The sequence below is a fragment of the Mesorhizobium sp. LSJC269B00 genome (assembly GCF_000502815.1).
GTDB lineage: Bacteria > Pseudomonadota > Alphaproteobacteria > Rhizobiales > Rhizobiaceae > Mesorhizobium.
Map to the genome: position 1 here is coordinate 483,616 of NZ_AYVN01000001.1, position 18,624 is coordinate 502,239.

Below are 18,624 nucleotides of genomic sequence, written 5' to 3' on the forward strand. Positions count from 1 at the left end.
GAACGACCATGGCTTTTCTGGAAATTGATGGGCTGAAGAAGCGCTTCGGGAATGTCGAGATCCTGAAGGGCATCGATGTCGAGCTCGAAAAGGGCGGCTTCCTGGTGCTGGTCGGCCCGTCCGGCTGCGGCAAGTCCACCTTGCTCAACACGATTGCCGGCCTGGAGCAGATCACCGAGGGCGAAATCCGCGTCGACGGCCGCGCCATCAACGATCTGCACCCATCCAAGCGCGACATCGCCATGGTGTTCCAGAGCTATGCGCTCTATCCGAACATGACGGTGGCCGGAAACATCTCCTTCGGCATGGAGATGCGCGGCGTGCCGGCCGACGAACGCCAAAAGGCGATCGACAAGGTGGCCAAGGTCCTGCAGATCGGCCACCTCCTGCAGCGCAAGCCGAGCCAGCTTTCCGGCGGCCAGCGCCAGCGCGTCGCCATGGGCCGGGCGCTGGTGCGCGACCCCAAGCTGTTCCTGTTCGACGAGCCTTTGTCCAACCTCGACGCCAAATTGCGCGTCGACATGCGCATCGAGATCAAGCGCCTGCATGCCACCACCGGCACAACCATCGTCTACGTCACCCACGACCAGATCGAGGCGATGACGCTGGCTACCAAGATCGCCGTCATGCGCGACGGCGAGGTGCAGCAGTTCGGCACCCCGGCCGAGATCTACAACAACCCGACCAATTTGTTCGTCGCCGACTTCATGGGTTCGCCAGCGATGAACCTGATCCCGGCGACCATTGCCACGTCGGGCAATGCGCTGTCCGTCGTGTTGGAGCGCGAGGCGCGCGAGCCGATCACGCTGCCGATGGCCAACGCGCCGGCGGGTCTTTCGGCATTCCAGGGCAAGCCGATCATCTTCGGCGTGCGCCCGGAAGCGCTGACCGATCCGGAAGGTGCGGAACGCAACGCCTCCAACATTGCCACTGCCGACCTGCACATCGAAGTGGTCGAGCCGGCAGGGTCCGACACGTTCGCGGTGACCAACCTCGGCGGCAAGGGCGTGGTGGCGCGGTTGCGGGCCGACGCCAACATCCAGCCGGGCACCAGCACGCCGCTCGCCTTCAACCTGACCAAGGCCGTGTTCTTCGATCCGGCGACCGAACACCGCATCCGCTGATCGAGATGGTCAGCCCCGATATCGTCATCATCGGCTCCGGTATCGGCGGCGCTACGATCGCCTCCGGTCTGGCGGGCAGCGGTGCCTCGATCCTGATGCTGGAGCGCGGTGAGCCCTTGACGGCAACGCCGCATGCCCGCGACACGCGCTCCATTTTCGTCGACGGCCACTACCGTCCGAAGGAGATGTGGCGCGAGGCCGGCGGTGCGGCCTTCAACCCCGGCAATTACTACTATGTCGGCGGCAATTCGAAATTCTATGGCGCGGTGCTGATCCGCTACCGCAAAGAGGATTTCGCCGCCATGGAGCACTTCGGTGGCGTCTCGCCGGCATGGCCGTTTTCCTACGATGAATTCGAGCCTTGGTATTCGAAAGCCGAGCAGCTGTTTCGCGTCCGCGGTTCACTCGGCGAGGACCCGACCGAACCGTTCCACTCCATCCCCTATGCCTTCAAGCCGGTGCCCGACGAGGCGCCGATTGCGCGCGCCCGCGCCGAGCTGAAGGGACTGGGCCTGCACCCCGCCTCGCTGCCGCTCGGCGTCGACATCGACACCTGGCTGAAAGGGGGCAAGACCGGCTGGGACGCATTCCCCAACACCGCCCAGGGCAAGGTTGATGCGCAGACCGGACCGCTGACGGCTGCACTTAAGGACAGCAATATCCGACTCGAAACCGGCTGCCATGTCGAATATCTCGAAGCGTCGTCCGACGGCAAAAGCATCGCTGCCGTTCACTACCGTCAGAATGGCGAGATGAAGAAAGTCGCGCCGAAGCTGGTCATTCTGTCGGCCGGCGCGGTCAATTCCGCCGTCATCCTGCTGCGCTCGCCTTCACCAGATGGCAAAGGCCTCGCCAACCGCTCCGACCAGGTCGGCCGCAATTTCATGAACCATAATTCGAGCGCCATGCTGGCGATCGATCCGCGCCGCAGGAACGACAGCGTCTACCAGAAGACGCTGATGCTGAATGACTACTATCTCTCCGACGGCAAAGGCGGCAAGCCGCTCGGCAACGTCCAGCTGCTCGGCAAGATCGACGGCAACATGTTGAAGGCCAACGTCAAACGCGTGCCGAAATTCGCGCTCGATTACATGGCCGGTCACGCCGTCGACTGGTATCTGATGTGCGAGGATCTACCCGATCCGGAAAGCCGCATCATGGTCGACGGCAAGGACATCGTCATGCAATGGCGGCGCTCCAACATGCAGTCGCTGGACGGGCTGACCAGGGTGATGCGTGAGAACTTCCGCGCCTGCGGTTATCCCATCGTGCTGTCGCGTCCCTTCGACAAGCGCACGCCCTCGCACCAGTGCGGCACGGTGAAAATGGGCGACCATCCGGCGACGTCGCCGCTCGACCCTTTCTGCCGCGCCTTCGACCACCCGAACCTGTTCGTTGTCGACGCCAGTTTTTTGCCGAACTCGGCCGCCGTGAATCCGGCGCTGTCGATTGCGGCACAGGCGCTGCGCGTGGCCGAGCATATTCGCCGAACGGACCTCGCGGCATGACCCGCCCCGCAGCAATTGTCACCGGCGGTGCGCGCGGCATTGGGCTCGCCTGCGCCGAGGCGCTGGCCGGGGACGGCTTCGACATTTTGATCGCCGACCTTGCCGAACAAGCGCCGGACGAACTGGCCGCCAACATCACCGCACGGGGTGCGGAGTTCGCCTATGTCCGTTGTGATATCGCCAACCTCGAGGATCACACGGCCCTCGTCGACGCCGCCATACGTGCCTTCAGCCGCATCGACTGCCTCGTCAACAATGCCGGCATCGGCGCCGTGGTGCGCGGCGATCTGCTGGAGCTGAAGCCCGAGAATTTCGACCGTGCGCTGGACGTCAATTTGCGCGGCACAGTCTTCCTTAGCCAGGCCGTCGCCAAGGCGATGCTGGCGGCTCCCAGCAATCATCCGCGCTCGATCATCACCATCACCTCGGTCAGCGCCGATATGGCCTCGCCGGAACGCGCCGACTACTGCATCTCGAAAGCCGGCCTTTCGATGTGGGTGAAGAACCTGGCGCTACGGCTTGCGCCGGAAAACATCGGCGTGTTCGAACTGCGGCCGGGCATCATTCGCACCGACATGACCGCGAGCGTATCAGCCAAATACGACGCGCTTATCGACAGCGGCCTGGTGCCGGCAAAACGCTGGGGCGAAGCATCGGACATCGGCGCCGTGGTGGCGACGCTTGCCGCCGGCAAGCTCGGCTTTTCCACAGGCTCGATTATCAATGTCGACGGCGCGCTCTCCGTGCCTCGACTGTAGGTGGATAGGGTTATGACCGACTACATCATCGTAGGTGCCGGCCCGGCCGGCTGCGTTCTGGCCAACCGGCTGAGCGAGGATCCAGCGAACTCCGTGCTGCTGCTCGAGGCCGGCGGCAAGGACTGGCACCCCTACATCCACATGCCGGCGGGCTTTGCCAAGATGACCAAGGGCATCGCTTCCTGGGGCTGGTCGACCGTGCCGCAGAGGCACATGCAGGACCGCGTCTTCTGGTATACGCAGGCGAAGGTGGTCGGCGGCGGCTCGTCCATCAATGCCCAGATATACACGCGCGGCAACGCTCGCGACTACGACGCATGGGAGAAGGAAGAGGGCCTCGCGGGCTGGGGCTATCGCGACGTGCTGCCTTATTTCAAGCGCGCCGAGAACAACCAGCGCTTCGCCAACGATTTTCACGGCGACCAGGGGCCGCTCGGCGTGTCGAACCCTATTTCGCCGCTGCCGATTTGCGAAGCCTATTTCCGCGCCGGCCAAGAGATGGGCATCCCCTTCAACCCGGATTTCAACGGCGCTAGCCAGGAAGGCGTCGGCTACTACCAGCTGACCCAGAAGGACGCCCGGCGCTCATCCGCTTCGGTCGCCTATTTGAAGCCCATCCGCGCCCGCAAGAACCTGACGGTCCGAACCGATGTGCTGGTCACCCGCATCGTCGTCGAGAAAGGCCGCGCCACCGGCGTCGAGATCGTCGACAAACCCGGCGGCGAGAAGACCATCATGCGCGCCGAGCGCGAAGTGATCGTCTCGTCCGGCGCCATCGGTTCGCCGAAGCTGTTGATGCAGTCGGGCATCGGCCCGGCTGATCACCTGAAATCGGTCGGCGTGACGCCGGTGCATGATCTGCCCGGTGTCGGCTCCAACATGCAGGACCATCTCGATTTGTTCGTCATCGCCGAATGCACCGGCGACCACACCTATGACAACTACGCCAAGCTGCACCGCACCGCGTGGGCCGGCTTGCAGTATCTGCTGCTGAAGAAAGGGCCGGTCGCCTCCAGCCTGTTCGAGACCGGCGGCTTCTGGTACGCCGATCCGACCGCCGCCTCGCCCGACATCCAGTTCCATCTGGGACTCGGCTCCGGCATCGAGGCCGGCGTCGAGAGGTTGAAGAACCCCGGCGTGACCTTGAACTCGGCCTTCCTGCGCCCGCGCTCGCGCGGCACGGTGCGGCTGAGCAGCGCCGACCCGGCCGACCACCCGCTGATCGATCCCAACTATTGGTCGGACCCTTATGACCGCGCCATGTCGATCAAGGGCCTCAGGCTTGCGCGCGAGATCATGCGGCAGAAGGCGCTTGCACCTTACGTGTTGCGCGAGGTGCTGCCCGGACCATCGCTCGCCAGCGACGACGAGCTGATCGACTATGCCTGCCGCACCGCCAAGACCGACCATCACCCCGTGGGCACCTGCCGCATGGGCCATGACGATATGGCGGTGGTCACACCGGACCTGCGCCTGCGCGGCATCGAGGGCCTGCGCGTCTGCGATGCCTCGGTGATGCCGCGCGTGCCTTCCTCCAACACCAATGCGCCGACCATCATGGTCGGCGAAAAAGGCGCCGACATCATCCTCGGCCGCGAGCCGCTTCCGCCGGCGGTGTTCTCCGGCAATCGGGCCGCATAGCCACTTAGGAGAACGAACCAATGATCAGACACTGCGTCTTCGTACGCTTCCGCAGCGATGTGCCCGCCACCGAGCGCACGGCAATCCACGCCGATCTCGAAGCACTGCGCTCTGTTGTCGACGGCATGGACACGGTCCATTTCAGCACCAATGTCAGCCCGGAGCCGTTCGCGCGCGGCTTCAGCCATGCCTTCACCATCGACTTCCGCGATGCCGCCGCCCGCGACGCCTATCTCGTGCATGAAGCGCATCAGCGCGCCGGCGCCCGATTGGTCGCAGCGCTCGAAGGCGGCACCGACGGGCTGATGGTGTTCGATCTCGACATTACGAAAAAGTGACCGCTTTTCTTTCGAAAGCCGGCTGACGCCTGTTCTCTTTTGCGCCCCAAGGAACATATCGTTCCCCGGGGGCGTTTAGGAGGAACGTCGTGGCTCTCACCGCGCAGCAGAAGAAAACCGTCCTTGCCTCCTTCCTCCGCTGGACGCTCGACGCTTTTGATTTCTTCCTTCTGACGTTCCTGCTCACCGATATCGCAACCTGATTCAACACTGACGTTCCGGCAGTCTCCAAAGCGTTGTTCCTGACGCTGGCGACACGCTTCATCGGCGCCTTCTTCTTCGGCAGGCTGGCCGACAAATATGGGCGCAAGCCCATTCTGATGCTCAACATCGTCAGCTATTCGGTGATCGGCGCGCTGGCTGCCTTCTCGCCCAATCTCGTGGCTACGCGCTGGCGCTGTTTGCCGGCGTGGTCGCCGTCTGCATCATCCTCGTCATCCGCTTCAGTCCGGAACGGCGCGGACAGGTGATGACGGTGCTCGGCTGAAGTATCAGAATCTCAGCCCAGCCTGAGGGCCACGACACCGGCGACGATGCCGAGCGCGGCGGCGCCGCGCCAGCCTGTCATCTTCTCGCCGAGCGCGAAAACCGAGATCATCATGGCAAACAGGATCGACGTCTCGCGCAACGACGCCACCGAGGCGATCGGCGCCTTGGTCATCGCCCACATGACGATCCAGTAGGCCGCGCCGCTGAGCACGCCGGTGAACAGGCCTGCCTTCCAGTCACGCGCCAGCACGGGCAGCGCCTTGGGCCCGCGAAAGATGAGGCACAGCACCAGCGCCCACGTGGCATCGCAGATGAACAGCCATGCGGCATAGCTCGTTGCCGTTGCGGCCAGCCGCGCGCCGCTGCCGTCGGAGAGCGTATAGCTGGATATGAAGATCGAAGTGCCGAGCGCAAAGCCGACCGCCCGCACATTGATCCGCTCCAGATGCGCGCCGCCGCGAAACGACATCACCAGCGTGCCGGCCGACAGCAGCAGGATGCCGAGGATGGCGAACGGCGCCGGCATCTCCTGCACCACGACAACGCCGCCGAGGGCGGTCAAAAGCGGCGCCGTGCCGCGCGCCAGCGGATAGGTCTGGGCGAAATCGCCGGCCTTGTAGGCGCCGATCAGGAAGGTCCGGTAGCCCATGTGAAAGAGCACCGAGGCGATGATAAAGGGCCATACCGCGGCCTTTGGAAACTCGACGAAGGGCAGCACGAACAGTGCGGCAAAACCCATGCCCAGCGTCATCAGCGTGATCGACAGGAAGCGATCGAGATGCACCTTGACCAGCGCGTTCCAGATCGCGTGCATGGCGGCGGCGGCAAGCACCGCGAAAAAGACGAAAAGCGTCATCGAGGGCTCACCGATCTCCCGAGCTCAAAGGCGTTTCGAGATCGATATCGATCCGGACCGGAAAATGGTCTGAAGCGATCTCGCCTATATCGGCACTGACCGAGCGCACACGGTCCGCGAACATACCGCCGACGAAGCAATGGTCGAGCCGGCGTTTTGCCACTTTCCCGTCGATCGTTTTCACATGGGTGTGGAAATCGGCAGCCGGCTCGCTAGCGACGGCAGCGGCATCAACAAATCCGTCGAGATAAGCTGCCCCGCGATGATAGGGCGTGCTGCCGACGATGCGGCTGTATTCGGCGCTGCCCGGCTCCATGTTGAAATCGCCCATCCAGATCGCAGCTGTCGGGTTCTCCGGCTCGGCCTCGCCGCTGGTCCAGTTGCGCGAAGGCTCATCGTCCGCGCCGCTCCACGGGCCGCCCTCGGACGGCGCGCGGCGATGCTCGGCCAAGAGATAGTCGATCTGCTCCAGCCGCTCCTCCGCCGCGACATGGGCGAGGTGCAGCGACAGGACCCTTACCGGTCCGGCGGGTGTGCGGATCATGCATTCGAGCGCCGCATTGCGGGTGTTGAGCGGCTTGAGCGTGCGGCGCATGGGCAGCGCGTGCAGCCGCGACCAGGCGATCGGCAGCTTCGACAGCAGCATGGTGCCGAACTGGCGGCGGCGGTTGACGACCCGGCCGTCGCGCTGCTCACTGGCGTCCATGTCGAAGGCCGGGCCATAGACCCAGTAATAGCTAGGCAGCAGCTTGGACAGGACCTCCGGCTGGTCGTCCTCATTGGTGCGCTGCCAATGCCGCTCGACCTCCTGCAGCGCGATGATATCGGCGCCGTCGACCAGCTTGGTGCAGCGCGAAAGATCGTAACGGCCATCGCCGCCGAACCCGTACTGGATGTTGTAGCTGACCAGCTTCATTGCTTATCCGGCTCAATTTCGCTTTGGCAGTAGCGGTTCGGCAGACGGGTTGCAATGTACCGGCACGACGGCGGAACTGGGCCAGCGTCTATGATGTGGTCAGCGGCTGGAACCGGCCCGCCGGCGATGCCGCCAGTTCGGCCCAGTCGATCTCTTCCTCCAGCCGGTGGTAGGCTTCGTCGCCGATCGTGCCGTTGCTGCGCAACTCCTCGAGCGTGTCGCGCTGGCGGTTGATGGCATAGAGGCGCAGCCGGTCGTATTCGGTCGCGGCCTGAGCGTCCTCCGGGTTTTCCGCAATCAGGCGCTGCGCCTCATACTGCTCGCGCACGACAGCCGCCGCCGCAGATGTCTTGCGGCTCAGCACGTCCAGTGCTGCCTGCATGATGGCGACGCGCGCCTGCGCCACCTCCTTGTCGACGGTTCTATCGGGGTCGAAGTTGATCCAGCGCAGCAGCGGCTTCAGCGTCATGCCTTGCAGCACCAGCGTGCCCAGCACCACCGCGAAGGCGGCAAGCACGATCGGGTCGCGGCCGGGAAAATCGGCCGGCAGCGCAATGGCCACCACCAGCGTCACCAACCCACGCATGCCGCACCAGCCGACAATGACGGCGCCGCCGAATGTCGGCAATTCCCGCCTTGCCTCTTGGCTGCCGAAGCGGGCAAGCCACCGGATGATCGCGACGTAACTCGCCACCCAGACAAGGCGCGCGACGATAACGACGACCAGCACCGTTGCGGCGAAAAGGAATGCTTCGCCTTGCCCGTCGCCGGCCAGCCTGCCGACGATCGTGCGTGCCTGCAGGCCCATCAGCACGAAAGCCAGCACGTTGAGCACGAACACGGCCGACTCCCAGACCGAATAGGTGCTGACTCGGCGTCTCGCCGACGACTGGCGCGGCGCCCTGCGCGCAATGGTCATGGCATAGACGACGATGGTGATGATGGCGGAAAGGCCGAGCCTGTCGGCGATGATCCACACGGCGAAGGTTCCGGCAAACTGCACCACCGTGCTGCTGGCCGCATCCTCGATGCGGCCGAGCGCCAGCAGCGAGACGCGGCCAAACAGATAGCCCGCGATCACACTGCCGATCGTTGCCAGCAGGATCACCGGAACGGCGTTGCTGAGCATGATGGTGCCAAGCGCGGCCGAAACCGCCAACCGGTAGATTAGCAGCGCCGTGGCATCGTTGAGCAGGCTCTCGCCCTGCAGGATGGCGGTGATGCGGTGCGGCACCTTGAACTGGCTGAGCACGGCGGATGCGGCCACCGCATCCGGCGGCGCGACGATGGCGCTAAGCGCGATTGCCGCCGCGATCGGCAGGCCGGTCATCTTCCAGCCGACGAAGGCAACCACCACGGTGGTGAAGACGACGGCGCCCAGCGCCAGCAGCGCGAGCGACAGCCGGTAGCGCTTGAGGTCGCGCAGCGACGTGTCATAGGCGGCGTCGAGAAGCACCGGCGCGATGAACAGGGCAAGCGCCAGTTCCGGATCGATCTCGATTGTCGGCGCACCGGGTACGAAGGCAATCGCGACCCCGGCCAGAGCCAGCAGGGACGGATAGGGAATTTCCAGCCGCCGCGACAGCGCCGTCAGCGCGACGGCAGCCAGAAGCAGGATTAGGGTAAGTTCGAATAGCGCCATGACCTATCGTAGCGGCGAAGTGGCATCGTGGGCAGGGGCTGGATGACAAGATGCTGTTGATTGTCCAGCGCTCGGGGTCCGGCAATGATACGGCCGTTCATCGCGCCAGCTTGAATCGACCGCCTCGGTCGCCCCAGGATGCTGCTTTGCTAGTGCAGCACCAGCATATCGCTTGATGAGAACGATATGTCGGCCTTCTCGCCGACAGCCGGCGGTGGCGTTGCCGGGCTGTTGAAGGTGTCGAGCGACACCGTGTTGCCGCCGATGCCGACGCGAACGCGAATGACCGAGCCGAGGAAGTGCACTTCAGAGATTTCGCCCGACAGGCTTGAATCGCGACCGGGCTGGCGTCCGAGCGAGATCGCCTCAGGACGCAGCGCCAGCGACAGCGTGTCGCCGGACTTCGAGCCGTTGAGCTTGCCCTTGAGCGAGACTTCCTGGGTGTTGACCTGCACCGTGCCGGCCGCGGCGTCAGTGACCTTGCCTTCGAGCACGTTCAGCGTGCCGACGAAATTGGCGACGAACTTGGTCGCCGGCCGGTTGTAGATCTCGAACGGCGTGCCGACCTGCTCGGCCTTGCCGCCATACATCACCGCGATGCGGTCGGAGATCGACAGCGCCTCTTCCTGGTCATGGGTGACGAAGATGGTGGTGATGCCGAGCTTCTTCTGGATCGAGCGGATTTCCTCGCGCAACGACACACGTACCTTGGCGTCGAGCGCCGACAGCGGCTCGTCGAGCAAAAGCAGCTTCGGCTTCGGCGCGATGGCACGCGCCAGCGCGATACGCTGCTGCTGGCCGCCGGAGAGCTGGTAGGGATAGCGGTCGGCCATCTGCGGCAGCTTGATGATGTCGAGCATCTCGGCCACGCGTCTGTCGATGTCCGCCTTGGGCATGCCGGCGACCTTCAGGCCAAAGCCGATGTTTTGCGCCACCGTCAGGTTGGGGAACAGCGCATAGGCTTGGAACACCATGCCGACATTGCGCTGGTTGGGCTTTAGCCTCGTGATGTCCTTGCCTGCGACGACGATCTTGCCCGCCGACGGCTCTTCGAAACCGGCGACCATGCGCAGCACGGTGGTCTTGCCGCAACCCGATGGCCCAAGGAAGGAAACGAACTCGCCCGGCTCGACATCAAGATTGAAATCTTCGACCACGGTGGTGGCGCCGAAGGATTTTCGCACATGCTGGATGGAGAGGAATGGTTCGGCCATGGCTTTTTCTTTCGATCAGTACTTTGTCGATCAGTTCGGGCGGTTCGCCGATCTCGGCGCGAAACGGGACAGGATCTGGATCAGCGACATACAGCCCCAGGTGATGGCGAAGGCGATGATGGCAAGCGCCGCCGGCTCATAGGCGCGGTTGGCGCCAACGTTTTGCAGATAGGGGCCGAAGGCGGGCCGGTTGAGCAAGCTGGCCATGGTGAATTCGCCAATGACGATGGCGAAGGTAAGGAAGGCGCCCGACAGCACGGCGATCAGCACATTGGGCAGGATCACACGACCAATGATCGTGCCCCAACCGGCGCCAAGGATCTGCGCCGCTTCGGTCAGCGTCCTGACGTCGATGGTGCGCAGTCCGGTATCGACCGCGCGATACATGTAGGGCAGCGCCAGCATTGCATAGCCGATGACCAGCAAGGCATTTGTGCCCATGTCGGTCGCCAGGAACGGCAGCGGCGAATTCGAACCGTACATCCTGATATAGCCGAAGACGATGACGATGGCGGGAATGACCAGCGGCAGCAGCGTGATGAACTCTACGATCGGGCGCAGTTGCGGCAGGCGCAGTCGAATCCAGTAGGCGGCGGGCACCACGATCAACACGCCCAGAATGATGGTGAAGATGGCGGCAAGCACTGAGTAGCCAAAGGTCGCCTGAAAACGAGGGTCGCCAAGCACGATCTGATAGGCGTCGAAGGAATAAGCGCCGCGCCGCATGCGCAAGGAAAATTCCACCGTCGCGATCAGCGGAATGAAGAAATAGGCCGCGCCCAGCCCGAAGACGACCCAGGCCCAGAATTTTCCGGACTTCATTTCAGCCACCTCTCCGAGCGCGTCCGGAACCAGATGTAGAAGACATTGGCCAGCCCGGTGATGACGATCATGCCGAAGGCGATCGCATAGCCGAGATGGGCATTGTGCAGCACGTCACCGCGTATCTGCGCATAGAGCAGGATCGGCACGATGTTGAGTGAAGAGCCGGTCAGCGCATAGGCGGTGGCGATGGCGCCGAAGGCATTGGCGAAGAGCAGGATGACCGTGCCGAGGAAACTCGGCCAGATCACCGGGATGACCACCATGCGCCAGTATTGCGTCTGGGTGGCGCCAAGCGTCGCCGCAGCCTCGCCCCACTCCTTCTTCAAGCCGTCGATCGCCGGCGTGATGATGACCACCATTAGGGGAATCTGGAAATAGACATAGGTCAGCGTCAGGCCCCAGAACGACAGGATGTTGAAGCCGTGCGCGTAGATATTAAGACCGAAAAAAGTGTTCAGCATCACCGTGGCAAGGCCCAGCCGGCCGAGCGTGGCGATGAAGGCGAAGGCCAGCGGTACGCCGGCGAAATTGGAAGCCACGCCGGAGAATGTCAACGTCGCCGAACGTATCCACTCCGGCAGGCCGCCGCGCACGATGGCGATGGCGATGCCGAGACCTGCGAAGGCGCCGATCAGCGACGAGGAAAGGCTGACCTTGAGCGAGATCCAGTAGGCGGCGACAATCGATGGCTGCGCCAGTGCTGCTATGTTTTCGAACGTGAATTCGCCGGCATCGTTCTGGAATGCACCCAGCATCAGATAGAGCGTGGGTAGGATCAGGAACATGATGGCGAAGATGAAGAATGGCGCAACGCCGAGCCATTGCGTCGGCAGTCGCATTGCACGCGCCCCGCTGGGGGGCGCGGTCTTCCCGGCAACTGCGTGATCGGAAAGCGAGATATCTGTCATGCGCCGGCTACCGTCTCCGAGGAACACCGGGCGGCCGCGAGGCCGCCCGGTTGGTTTCAAGCCTTTTTACTTGACGTTGGCGCCGACGACGGCATCCCAGTTCTTGGTGACGGCTTCCTTTGCCTTGCCCTGCTCGTCCAGCGTCGGGAACACCGCGGCAGCGTAAGCCTCGGCCGGCGGCAGCTTGGCCATCACGTCCGCCGGGAGCTTGCCGTTCTTGGCAAGATCGTTGAAGCGGATCGGGTGGCAATAGCCCTTCAGCCAGCCGATCTGGCCTTCGTCGGAGTAGAGATACTCCAGCCAGAGCTTGGCAGCGTTCGGATGCGGTGCGAAAGCACTGATCGCCTGCACATAGACGCCGGCAACGACACCGGTCTTGGGCACGACGACGTCGACGGGCGGATTGCCCTTCAGCGTGTCGCGACCGGCAAGTGCATTGTAATCCCAGGTCACCAGGATCGGCGTCTGGCCTTGTGCCAGGGTCGCCGGTTTGCCGATGACCGGCACGAAATTGCCGGCGGCGTTAAGCTTCTTGAAGAAGTCGAGACCAGCAGTGCCAGCAGCTTCGCCGGCAGCCGCACCACCGGAAATGCCGGCCGCGTAGACGGCCTGGATGGCCTGGTTCGAGGCGCGCGGGTCGCCGGCAAGCGCCACGGTGTTGGCGAATTCCGGCTTCAGCAGGTCAGCCCAGTCAGCAGGCGCTTCCTTGACGAGGTCCTTGTTCACCAGGAAGGATAGCACGCCATAGTAGTCGCCGGTCCAGTAACCATCGGCATCCTTGGCGCTGTCGGGGATCGAGTCCCAGGTCGACACTTTGTAGGGCTGGATCAGGCCGTCAGCCTTGGCGGTCGGGCCGAAGGACAGGCCAACGTCGATGACGTCGGGCGCCTGCGGGCCCTTGTTGTCCTTGTTGGCCTTGATCGCCTCGACCTCGTCGCCGGAGCCGGCATCGGGGTTGAGTTCGTTGATGGTGATCTCAGGATACTTCGCCTTGAACCCGTCGATGACGGCGCCGTAGCCGCACCAGTCATGGGGCAGCGCGATGGTGGTGAGCTGGCCTTCCTTCTTCGCTGCGGCAACCAGTTCATCCATGGACTGGGCCGACGAGATAGCAGAGGTCGCCATGAGGGCGACGGCCGAAAGGGAAAGCACTTTCCCTGTAAACTTGAACATGTGTTCTCTCCGTTGAACTGGCGTCCTGGACGCCTGCGATGCGGTATCGATTTCGTGTGACAGCCAGATGAAAGCTTTTTGAAACAGGCGCCCGGCGGCACGAAAAGTTAACTCTTTTTAACGGGCTGTAGCAATTAGCCTGCACTTAATTTCCCGGCTAATGGTTTATAGCCTTGTCTCTTGCCCCTTTGCCCTTTCCTTTCCCCTCGTTTCCAGATCAATTCCGGCACAAGAAACCGCCTCAGACCGTACCGGCGATAGAGTCTTCGAGCAGCGTCAGCGCTGCTTTCTTGGTCAGCTTGACCGGGTTGCCGCCGGCTGTCGGATCGACCACCGCCATGTCGGCGATCAGCCCCTTGCGCTTCTTGTCCATGTCGAGCCCCTTGATCAGATCGGGCAGCGCATGCGGCACCTTCAATTCCTTGCGCAGCTTGATGATCGCTTTGGCAAAGCCGTCGAAGCCACCCTTGATGCCGCAATAGGCAGCGAGCCGGGCAATCCGCTCCTCGATGGAGTCGCGATTGAAGGCCAAGACATAGGGCATGAACACCGCATTCGTCATGCCGTGATGGGTGTCGTAGAGCGCGCCGATCGGATGCGACAGCGAGTGGATGGCGCCAAGACCCTTCTGGAAGGCGGCAGCACCCATGGCGGCCGCACTCATCATGTGGGCGCGCGCGACAAGGTCCTTGCCGTTGGCGTAGGCCTTGGGCAGGTTCTCGAACACCAGGCGCACACCTTCCACCGCAATGCCGTCGGCCATCGGGTGATAGCCCGGCGCGCAATAGGCTTCGAGGCAGTGCGCCAGCGCATCCATGCCGGTGCCGGCGGTGATGAAGCCGGGCATGCCGACCGACAGTTCCGGATCGGCAATGACGATTGCCGGCAAAAGCTTCGGATGGAAGATCACCTTCTTAGTGTGCGTCGCCTCATTGGTGATGACGCCGGCACGCCCGACTTCCGAGCCTGTGCCGGCAGTGGTCGGCACGGCTATGATCGGCGCGATGGCATCCGAATTGGCGCGCGTCCACCAGTCGCCGACATCCTCAAAGTCCCAGATCGGCCGCGTCTGGCCAGCCTGGAACGCGATCAGCTTGCCGAGATCGAGCGCTGAACCGCCGCCGAAGGCGATGACGCCGTCATGCTTGCCCTTCTTGAACACGGCGATCCCGGCGGTGAGGTTGGAATCGACCGGGTTCGGCTTCACCTCGGAGAACACGCCATAGGATACCTTGGCGTCGTCGAGGATTTTCAGCGTCGAAGCGACGACCGGCAGTTTCGCCAACCCCGGATCGGTGACGAAAAGCGGCCGCTTAATGCCGGTGGCCGCGAGCACCTCAGGCAGTTCCTTGATGCGCCCGGCACCGAAGCGGACGGTGGTCGGGTAGTTCCATTTGGAGATCAGCTTGGACATGTCTTGTCTTTCAAAAAATCAGATGGCTTCGCGCAGATGGAAGGATTTCGGCCGGGTCAGATTGTCGTAGCCGAGCGCCGAAAGGGCGACGCCTTTGCCGGTGTCCTTGACGCCGGTCCAGACCAGCGCCGGATCGAGGTAGTCGCAGCGGTTCATGAACACGGTGCCGGTCTCGACGCGGTCGCCGATCGCCACCGCATGCTCGATATCGCCGGTCCAGATCGAAGCGGTCAGCCCGTAGGGGCTGTCGTTCATCAGCGCGATCGCCTCCTCGTCGTTACGCACCTTCATGATGCCGACGATCGGGCCAAAACTTTCCTCGCGCATGACGCTCATCTGGTGGTCGACGCCGGTCAGCACTTCCGGCGCCAGATAGGGCGAGCCGGCCTTGTCGTTAGCCACCTTCATACTGATGTGTGCGATTGCACCCTTGCGCAGCGCCTCGGCCTTCTGCTCGCGGATCAGGTCGGCAAAGCGCGCCTGCGCCATCGGCCCCATTGTCGTCGCCTGTTCCAGCGGATTGCCGACGACATAATTCTTCGTCTCGGCGATGAAACCTTCGACGAACTGGTCGTAGACCTTCTCATGCACATAGACGCGCTCGATGCCGCAGCAGCACTGGCCGGAATTGTAGAAGGCGCCGTCGACCAGATTGGCCACCGCATGGTCGAGCTTGGCGTCGGGCAGCACATAGGCCGGATCCTTGCCGCCGAGTTCGAGCCCGAGCGTCATGAAGGTGCCGGCCGCCGCCTTCTCGATGGCGCGGCCGCCGCCGACCGAACCGGTGAAATTGACATGGTCGATCTTGCCCGAGCCGAGCAGCTTTTCGGTCTGGGAATGGTTCAGCACGACATTCTGGAACACGCCCTTGGGCAGCCCAACCTTGTCGAACGCCTGCTGGAACCGTTCGCCGACCAGCAGCGTCTGCGCCGCATGTTTGAGGATAACGGTATTGCCGGCCATCAGTGCCGGCACGATGGTGTTGACGGCGGTCAGATAGGGATAGTTCCACGGCGCGATCACCATGACGACGCCGAGCGGATCCTTCTTCACATAGCGTCGGAAGCCGTCCTTCGGGTTGGATGCCGGCACGGATTTCAGCGCGGCTTCAGCGATCTCGACCATGTAATCGGTGCGTTCCCTGACGCCGCCGAACTCGCCGCCATAGCGCACCGGTCGCCCCATCTGCCAGGCGATCTCCGGCACGATCTCGTCGGTCATCGCGACCAGCGCTTCGAGCATCGCCAACATAAATTTGCCGCGCTCGACGATCGGCGTCAGCGCCCACTTCTCCTGCGCCGCCTTGGCGCGCTCGACCGCGGCATTGATCGCCTGGTCGGTCGCGATTGGCCGCTCGGCGTAAATGGAACCATCGATGGGCGACTTGAGTTTTACGGTTTCCAAAGGATACTCCAAGTTAGCAGGCTAGGGTGCGCAGATGGCCATTGCGGCCATAGCGAAGGATGGGCTCGTCACGCGTCACCAGAACCATGTCCAACGCTCTCGCACTTGCCATCAGTATCCGATCCATGGGATCACCATGAGGCGGACCGGGCAGGTTGGATGACGCAATCAGAATGGCTGGTGAGATAGCGCTGAGCTTTGCCGACATTCGCTCGATGAATCTCTCCACGAAGTCGAGTGGCGCCAATGGCAGATTGAGCCGGCCCTTGGCTACGCCAATTCCGATCTCCCATGCCGACATCGGCGAAAGATACAGACGGCCGTCATAGGCCGCTTCCGAAATCTCCCGGCTTGCGTGCGGATCGATCAGACTATCGTTGGCGACAAAGATCATCGCACATGTATCCAGAAGCAGGTTCGGCCCTTCGCTCATTTACGCACCGCAAGTTTGCCGTCACGCGCGTCAGCCTCACCGCCCAGATAGCCCCGGTCCCATGGCTCGTCATCGAAAGGTTTGGTGATATCAAATCCGGCTTCGATTGTTATCAGGCCCTTCATGAAACCAAAACCGGGGTGGCGATCCGCGCGCGCCTCCTTTGGCGCGGCAGGCACGCTACCACTGGGCGGCGTCGAAATGGGCACTTTGCGAACGCGGCGAAATACCAGTTTCCCACTCCCTATATTGACGGATTCGGTCTCGAACCCAGCCTCAAGCCACTCCCTTGTCATGGGATTGTTGCTCGGATTGTTGCTCCACCATGCAGGGTATTGCTTCGATGCGGGCAGCGGCAGATTGAGCACTCTCTCGATTTCGGCGAATGACATCGGAACGCGATCGACATTTTGGGCAATGAGAAAGTCCTTGAGCGGCGCATATTTGGACATTGCAAACTCCTCAATGTAGCGCACTGCAGTTTACAGGTACCATATGGTACTAACTTCACTACAGTGTCAACATTAAAGCTGTATAAAGTTTAATACCGCTCGAACCCCCTGTGCAGTTCCCAATCCGTAATGCGGCGGTCGTATTCGAATTGCTCCCACTTTGCGGTGTGGACATAATGTTCGAGCACATCGTCGCCGAGCGCCTGCTTCAGCATCTTCGACTTGGCCAGCGTCTCGGTGGCGTCGCGCAGCGTCTTCGGGATCTCCGGCAGGCGCGAGGCCTGGTAGGCATCGCCGACGAACGGCTTCTGCAGTTCGAGCTTCTCGTCGATGCCGGCAAGGCCGGCGGCGATCAGCGCCGCGAAAGCGAGATAGGGGTTCAGGTCGGCGCCGCCGATGCGGCATTCCATGCGGATGCCCTTGGTGCCCTCACCGCACAGGCGGAAGCCGGCGGTGCGGTTGTCCTCGCTCCACATGATCTTGGTCGGTGCGAAGGTGCCGGCCTGGAAGCGCTTGTAGGAGTTGATGTAGGGCGCCAGGAACCAGGTAAACTCCCTGGCATATTTCAGTTGCCCAGCCGCCCATTGCTGGCCAAGCGTGGACAAAGTCCAGTCCGCCTTCTTGTCGAAGAACAATGGCGTCTTGCCATCGGCGCTCCACAGCGAATTGTGGATGTGGCTGGAATTACCGGCGAGCCCGTAATTGTATTTCGACATGAAGGAAATCGACTTGCCTTCGGACTCGGCAATCTCCTTGGCGCCGTTCTTCAGGATGACGTGGCGGTCCGCCATGTCGAGCGCCTCGGCATAGCGGACATTGATCTCTTCCTGGCCCGGGCCCCATTCGCCCTTGGAGTTTTCGATCGGAATGCCCGCCGCTTCCATCTCGTTGCGAAGCCGGCGCATGACGCCTTCTTCCTTGGTGGTGATGCCGATCTGGTAGTCGCCGATATAGGGCGACGCGGTGTCGAGCCCCTGCCAGTGCTTCTTGCGGGCGGAATCGTAGGTCTCGTTGAACAGGTAGAATTCGAGCTCGGAGGCGAAGTAGCCGATATAGCCGCGTTCGGTGAGCCGCTTGACCTGCTTTTTCAGCATCGCGCGCGGCGAATGCGGAAGGTCGTCATGGGTGTGGTGGTCGAGCACGTCGCAGATCACCAGCGCGGTCTTTTCCAGCCACGGAATCCGCCGCAGCGTGGCAAGGTCCGGCTTCATGACGAAGTCGCCATAGCCCTTCGACCAGCTTGCCGCCTTGTAGCCCGGCACCGGCTCCATATCGATGTCGGCGGCGAGCAGATAGTTGCAGCCATGCGTCTCGTCATGAGCAGAATCCACAAAGTACTGCGCCAGGAAACGCTTTCCCGCGAGCCGCCCCTGCATGTCGACGATGCAGGCCAGCACCGTGTCGATCTCGCCATTGGAGACCGCTTTCTTCAACTGATCGAACGAGAAATTTCCGGCCATTCCTTTGGCACTCCAGTGCTTGGTCGTTGAGGACGAACCATAGCCGGCTGCCCGCCGGCCATGGCCATG

General features: G+C 62.7%; 18 protein-coding genes. 6 read left to right on the plus strand and 12 right to left on the minus strand.

The features are described from left to right. The first annotated feature begins 8 nt into the window (after nt 1–8). The 6 genes from X771_RS162460 (at nt 9) to X771_RS1000000169050 (ending at nt 5,839) form a co-directional block, all read left to right on the plus strand. Nucleotides 9–1,124: an ABC transporter ATP-binding protein gene (locus X771_RS162460; protein WP_023671180.1), complete on the plus strand. Its 1,116-nt coding sequence runs from the start codon at nt 9–11 to the stop codon at nt 1,122–1,124. Between the two features lie 5 nt (nt 1,125–1,129). Beyond that, entirely contained in the window at nt 1,130–2,632 is a 1,503-nt protein-coding gene (locus X771_RS162455; RefSeq protein WP_023686433.1) for a GMC family oxidoreductase, read from the plus strand. Then, the gene (locus X771_RS162450; protein ID WP_023671178.1) at nt 2,629–3,390 is read left to right on the plus strand and encodes a 3-ketoacyl-ACP reductase; all 762 of its coding nucleotides are present in this window, start codon (nt 2,629–2,631) and stop codon (nt 3,388–3,390) included. The genes X771_RS162455 and X771_RS162450 overlap by 4 nt, the downstream gene beginning before the upstream one ends. 12 nt (nt 3,391–3,402) lie before the next feature. Then, nucleotides 3,403–5,031 carry a choline dehydrogenase gene (locus X771_RS162445; protein WP_023671177.1) on the plus strand — a complete coding sequence of 543 codons (1,629 nt, stop codon included), beginning with the start codon at nt 3,403–3,405 and terminating at the stop codon, nt 5,029–5,031. 20 nt (nt 5,032–5,051) lie between these two features. Continuing rightward, nucleotides 5,052–5,369 (plus strand): Dabb family protein, encoded by a 318-nt coding sequence (locus X771_RS162440; RefSeq protein ID WP_023683219.1) that lies wholly within the window; start codon nt 5,052–5,054, stop codon nt 5,367–5,369. 236 nt (nt 5,370–5,605) lie between these two features. Beyond that, nucleotides 5,606–5,839 carry an MFS transporter gene (locus X771_RS1000000169050; RefSeq protein ID WP_023686435.1) on the plus strand — a complete coding sequence of 78 codons (234 nt, stop codon included), beginning with the start codon at nt 5,606–5,608 and terminating at the stop codon, nt 5,837–5,839. Nucleotides 5,840–5,868: 29 nt separating this feature from the next. Here the strand turns inward: X771_RS1000000169050 and X771_RS162430 are convergent, their stop codons facing one another. The 12 genes from X771_RS162430 to X771_RS162375 form a co-directional block, all read right to left on the minus strand. Further along, entirely contained in the window at nt 5,869–6,714 is an 846-nt protein-coding gene (locus X771_RS162430) for an EamA family transporter (RefSeq protein ID WP_023686436.1), read from the minus strand. A 7-nt stretch (nt 6,715–6,721) separates the two neighbouring features. Continuing rightward, a complete protein-coding gene (locus tag X771_RS162425) occupies nt 6,722–7,630 on the minus strand; it encodes an endonuclease/exonuclease/phosphatase family protein (protein ID WP_023686437.1) in 909 nt (302 codons plus the stop codon). Between the two features lie 88 nt (nt 7,631–7,718). Continuing rightward, nucleotides 7,719–9,272: a sodium:proton antiporter gene (locus X771_RS162420; protein WP_023686438.1), complete on the minus strand. Its 1,554-nt coding sequence runs from the start codon at nt 9,270–9,272 to the stop codon at nt 7,719–7,721. 149 nt (nt 9,273–9,421) lie between these two features. After that, the gene (locus X771_RS162415) at nt 9,422–10,486 is read right to left on the minus strand and encodes an ABC transporter ATP-binding protein (protein WP_023686439.1); all 1,065 of its coding nucleotides are present in this window, start codon (nt 10,484–10,486) and stop codon (nt 9,422–9,424) included. Between the two features lie 30 nt (nt 10,487–10,516). Then, nucleotides 10,517–11,308: an ABC transporter permease gene (locus tag X771_RS162410; protein ID WP_023671171.1), complete on the minus strand. Its 792-nt coding sequence runs from the start codon at nt 11,306–11,308 to the stop codon at nt 10,517–10,519. Further along, entirely contained in the window at nt 11,305–12,219 is a 915-nt protein-coding gene (locus tag X771_RS162405) for an ABC transporter permease subunit (protein WP_023686440.1), read from the minus strand. Before X771_RS162405 ends, X771_RS162410 begins: the two co-directional genes overlap by 4 nt. 66 nt (nt 12,220–12,285) lie before the next feature. Next, a complete protein-coding gene (locus tag X771_RS162400) occupies nt 12,286–13,392 on the minus strand; it encodes an ABC transporter substrate-binding protein (protein ID WP_023671169.1) in 1,107 nt (368 codons plus the stop codon). Nucleotides 13,393–13,633: 241 nt separating this feature from the next. Beyond that, nucleotides 13,634–14,806 (minus strand): iron-containing alcohol dehydrogenase, encoded by a 1,173-nt coding sequence (locus X771_RS162395; RefSeq protein WP_023686441.1) that lies wholly within the window; start codon nt 14,804–14,806, stop codon nt 13,634–13,636. An 18-nt stretch (nt 14,807–14,824) separates the two neighbouring features. Continuing rightward, nucleotides 14,825–16,210, minus strand: a complete 1,386-nt coding sequence (locus X771_RS162390) for an aldehyde dehydrogenase family protein (protein ID WP_023686442.1) — start codon at nt 16,208–16,210, stop codon at nt 14,825–14,827. A gap of 13 nt (nt 16,211–16,223) precedes the next feature. Next, complete coding sequence (locus X771_RS162385) at nt 16,224–16,643, minus strand: type II toxin-antitoxin system VapC family toxin (RefSeq protein WP_023804693.1); 420 nt, start codon at nt 16,641–16,643, stop codon at nt 16,224–16,226. Then, nucleotides 16,640–17,095: a hypothetical protein gene (locus X771_RS162380; RefSeq protein ID WP_023686443.1), complete on the minus strand. Its 456-nt coding sequence runs from the start codon at nt 17,093–17,095 to the stop codon at nt 16,640–16,642. Before X771_RS162380 ends, X771_RS162385 begins: the two co-directional genes overlap by 4 nt. Before the next feature lie 89 nt (nt 17,096–17,184). Next, nucleotides 17,185–18,555, minus strand: a complete 1,371-nt coding sequence (locus tag X771_RS162375) for a glutamine synthetase family protein (RefSeq protein ID WP_023671164.1) — start codon at nt 18,553–18,555, stop codon at nt 17,185–17,187. Nucleotides 18,556–18,624 lie beyond the last annotated feature (69 nt).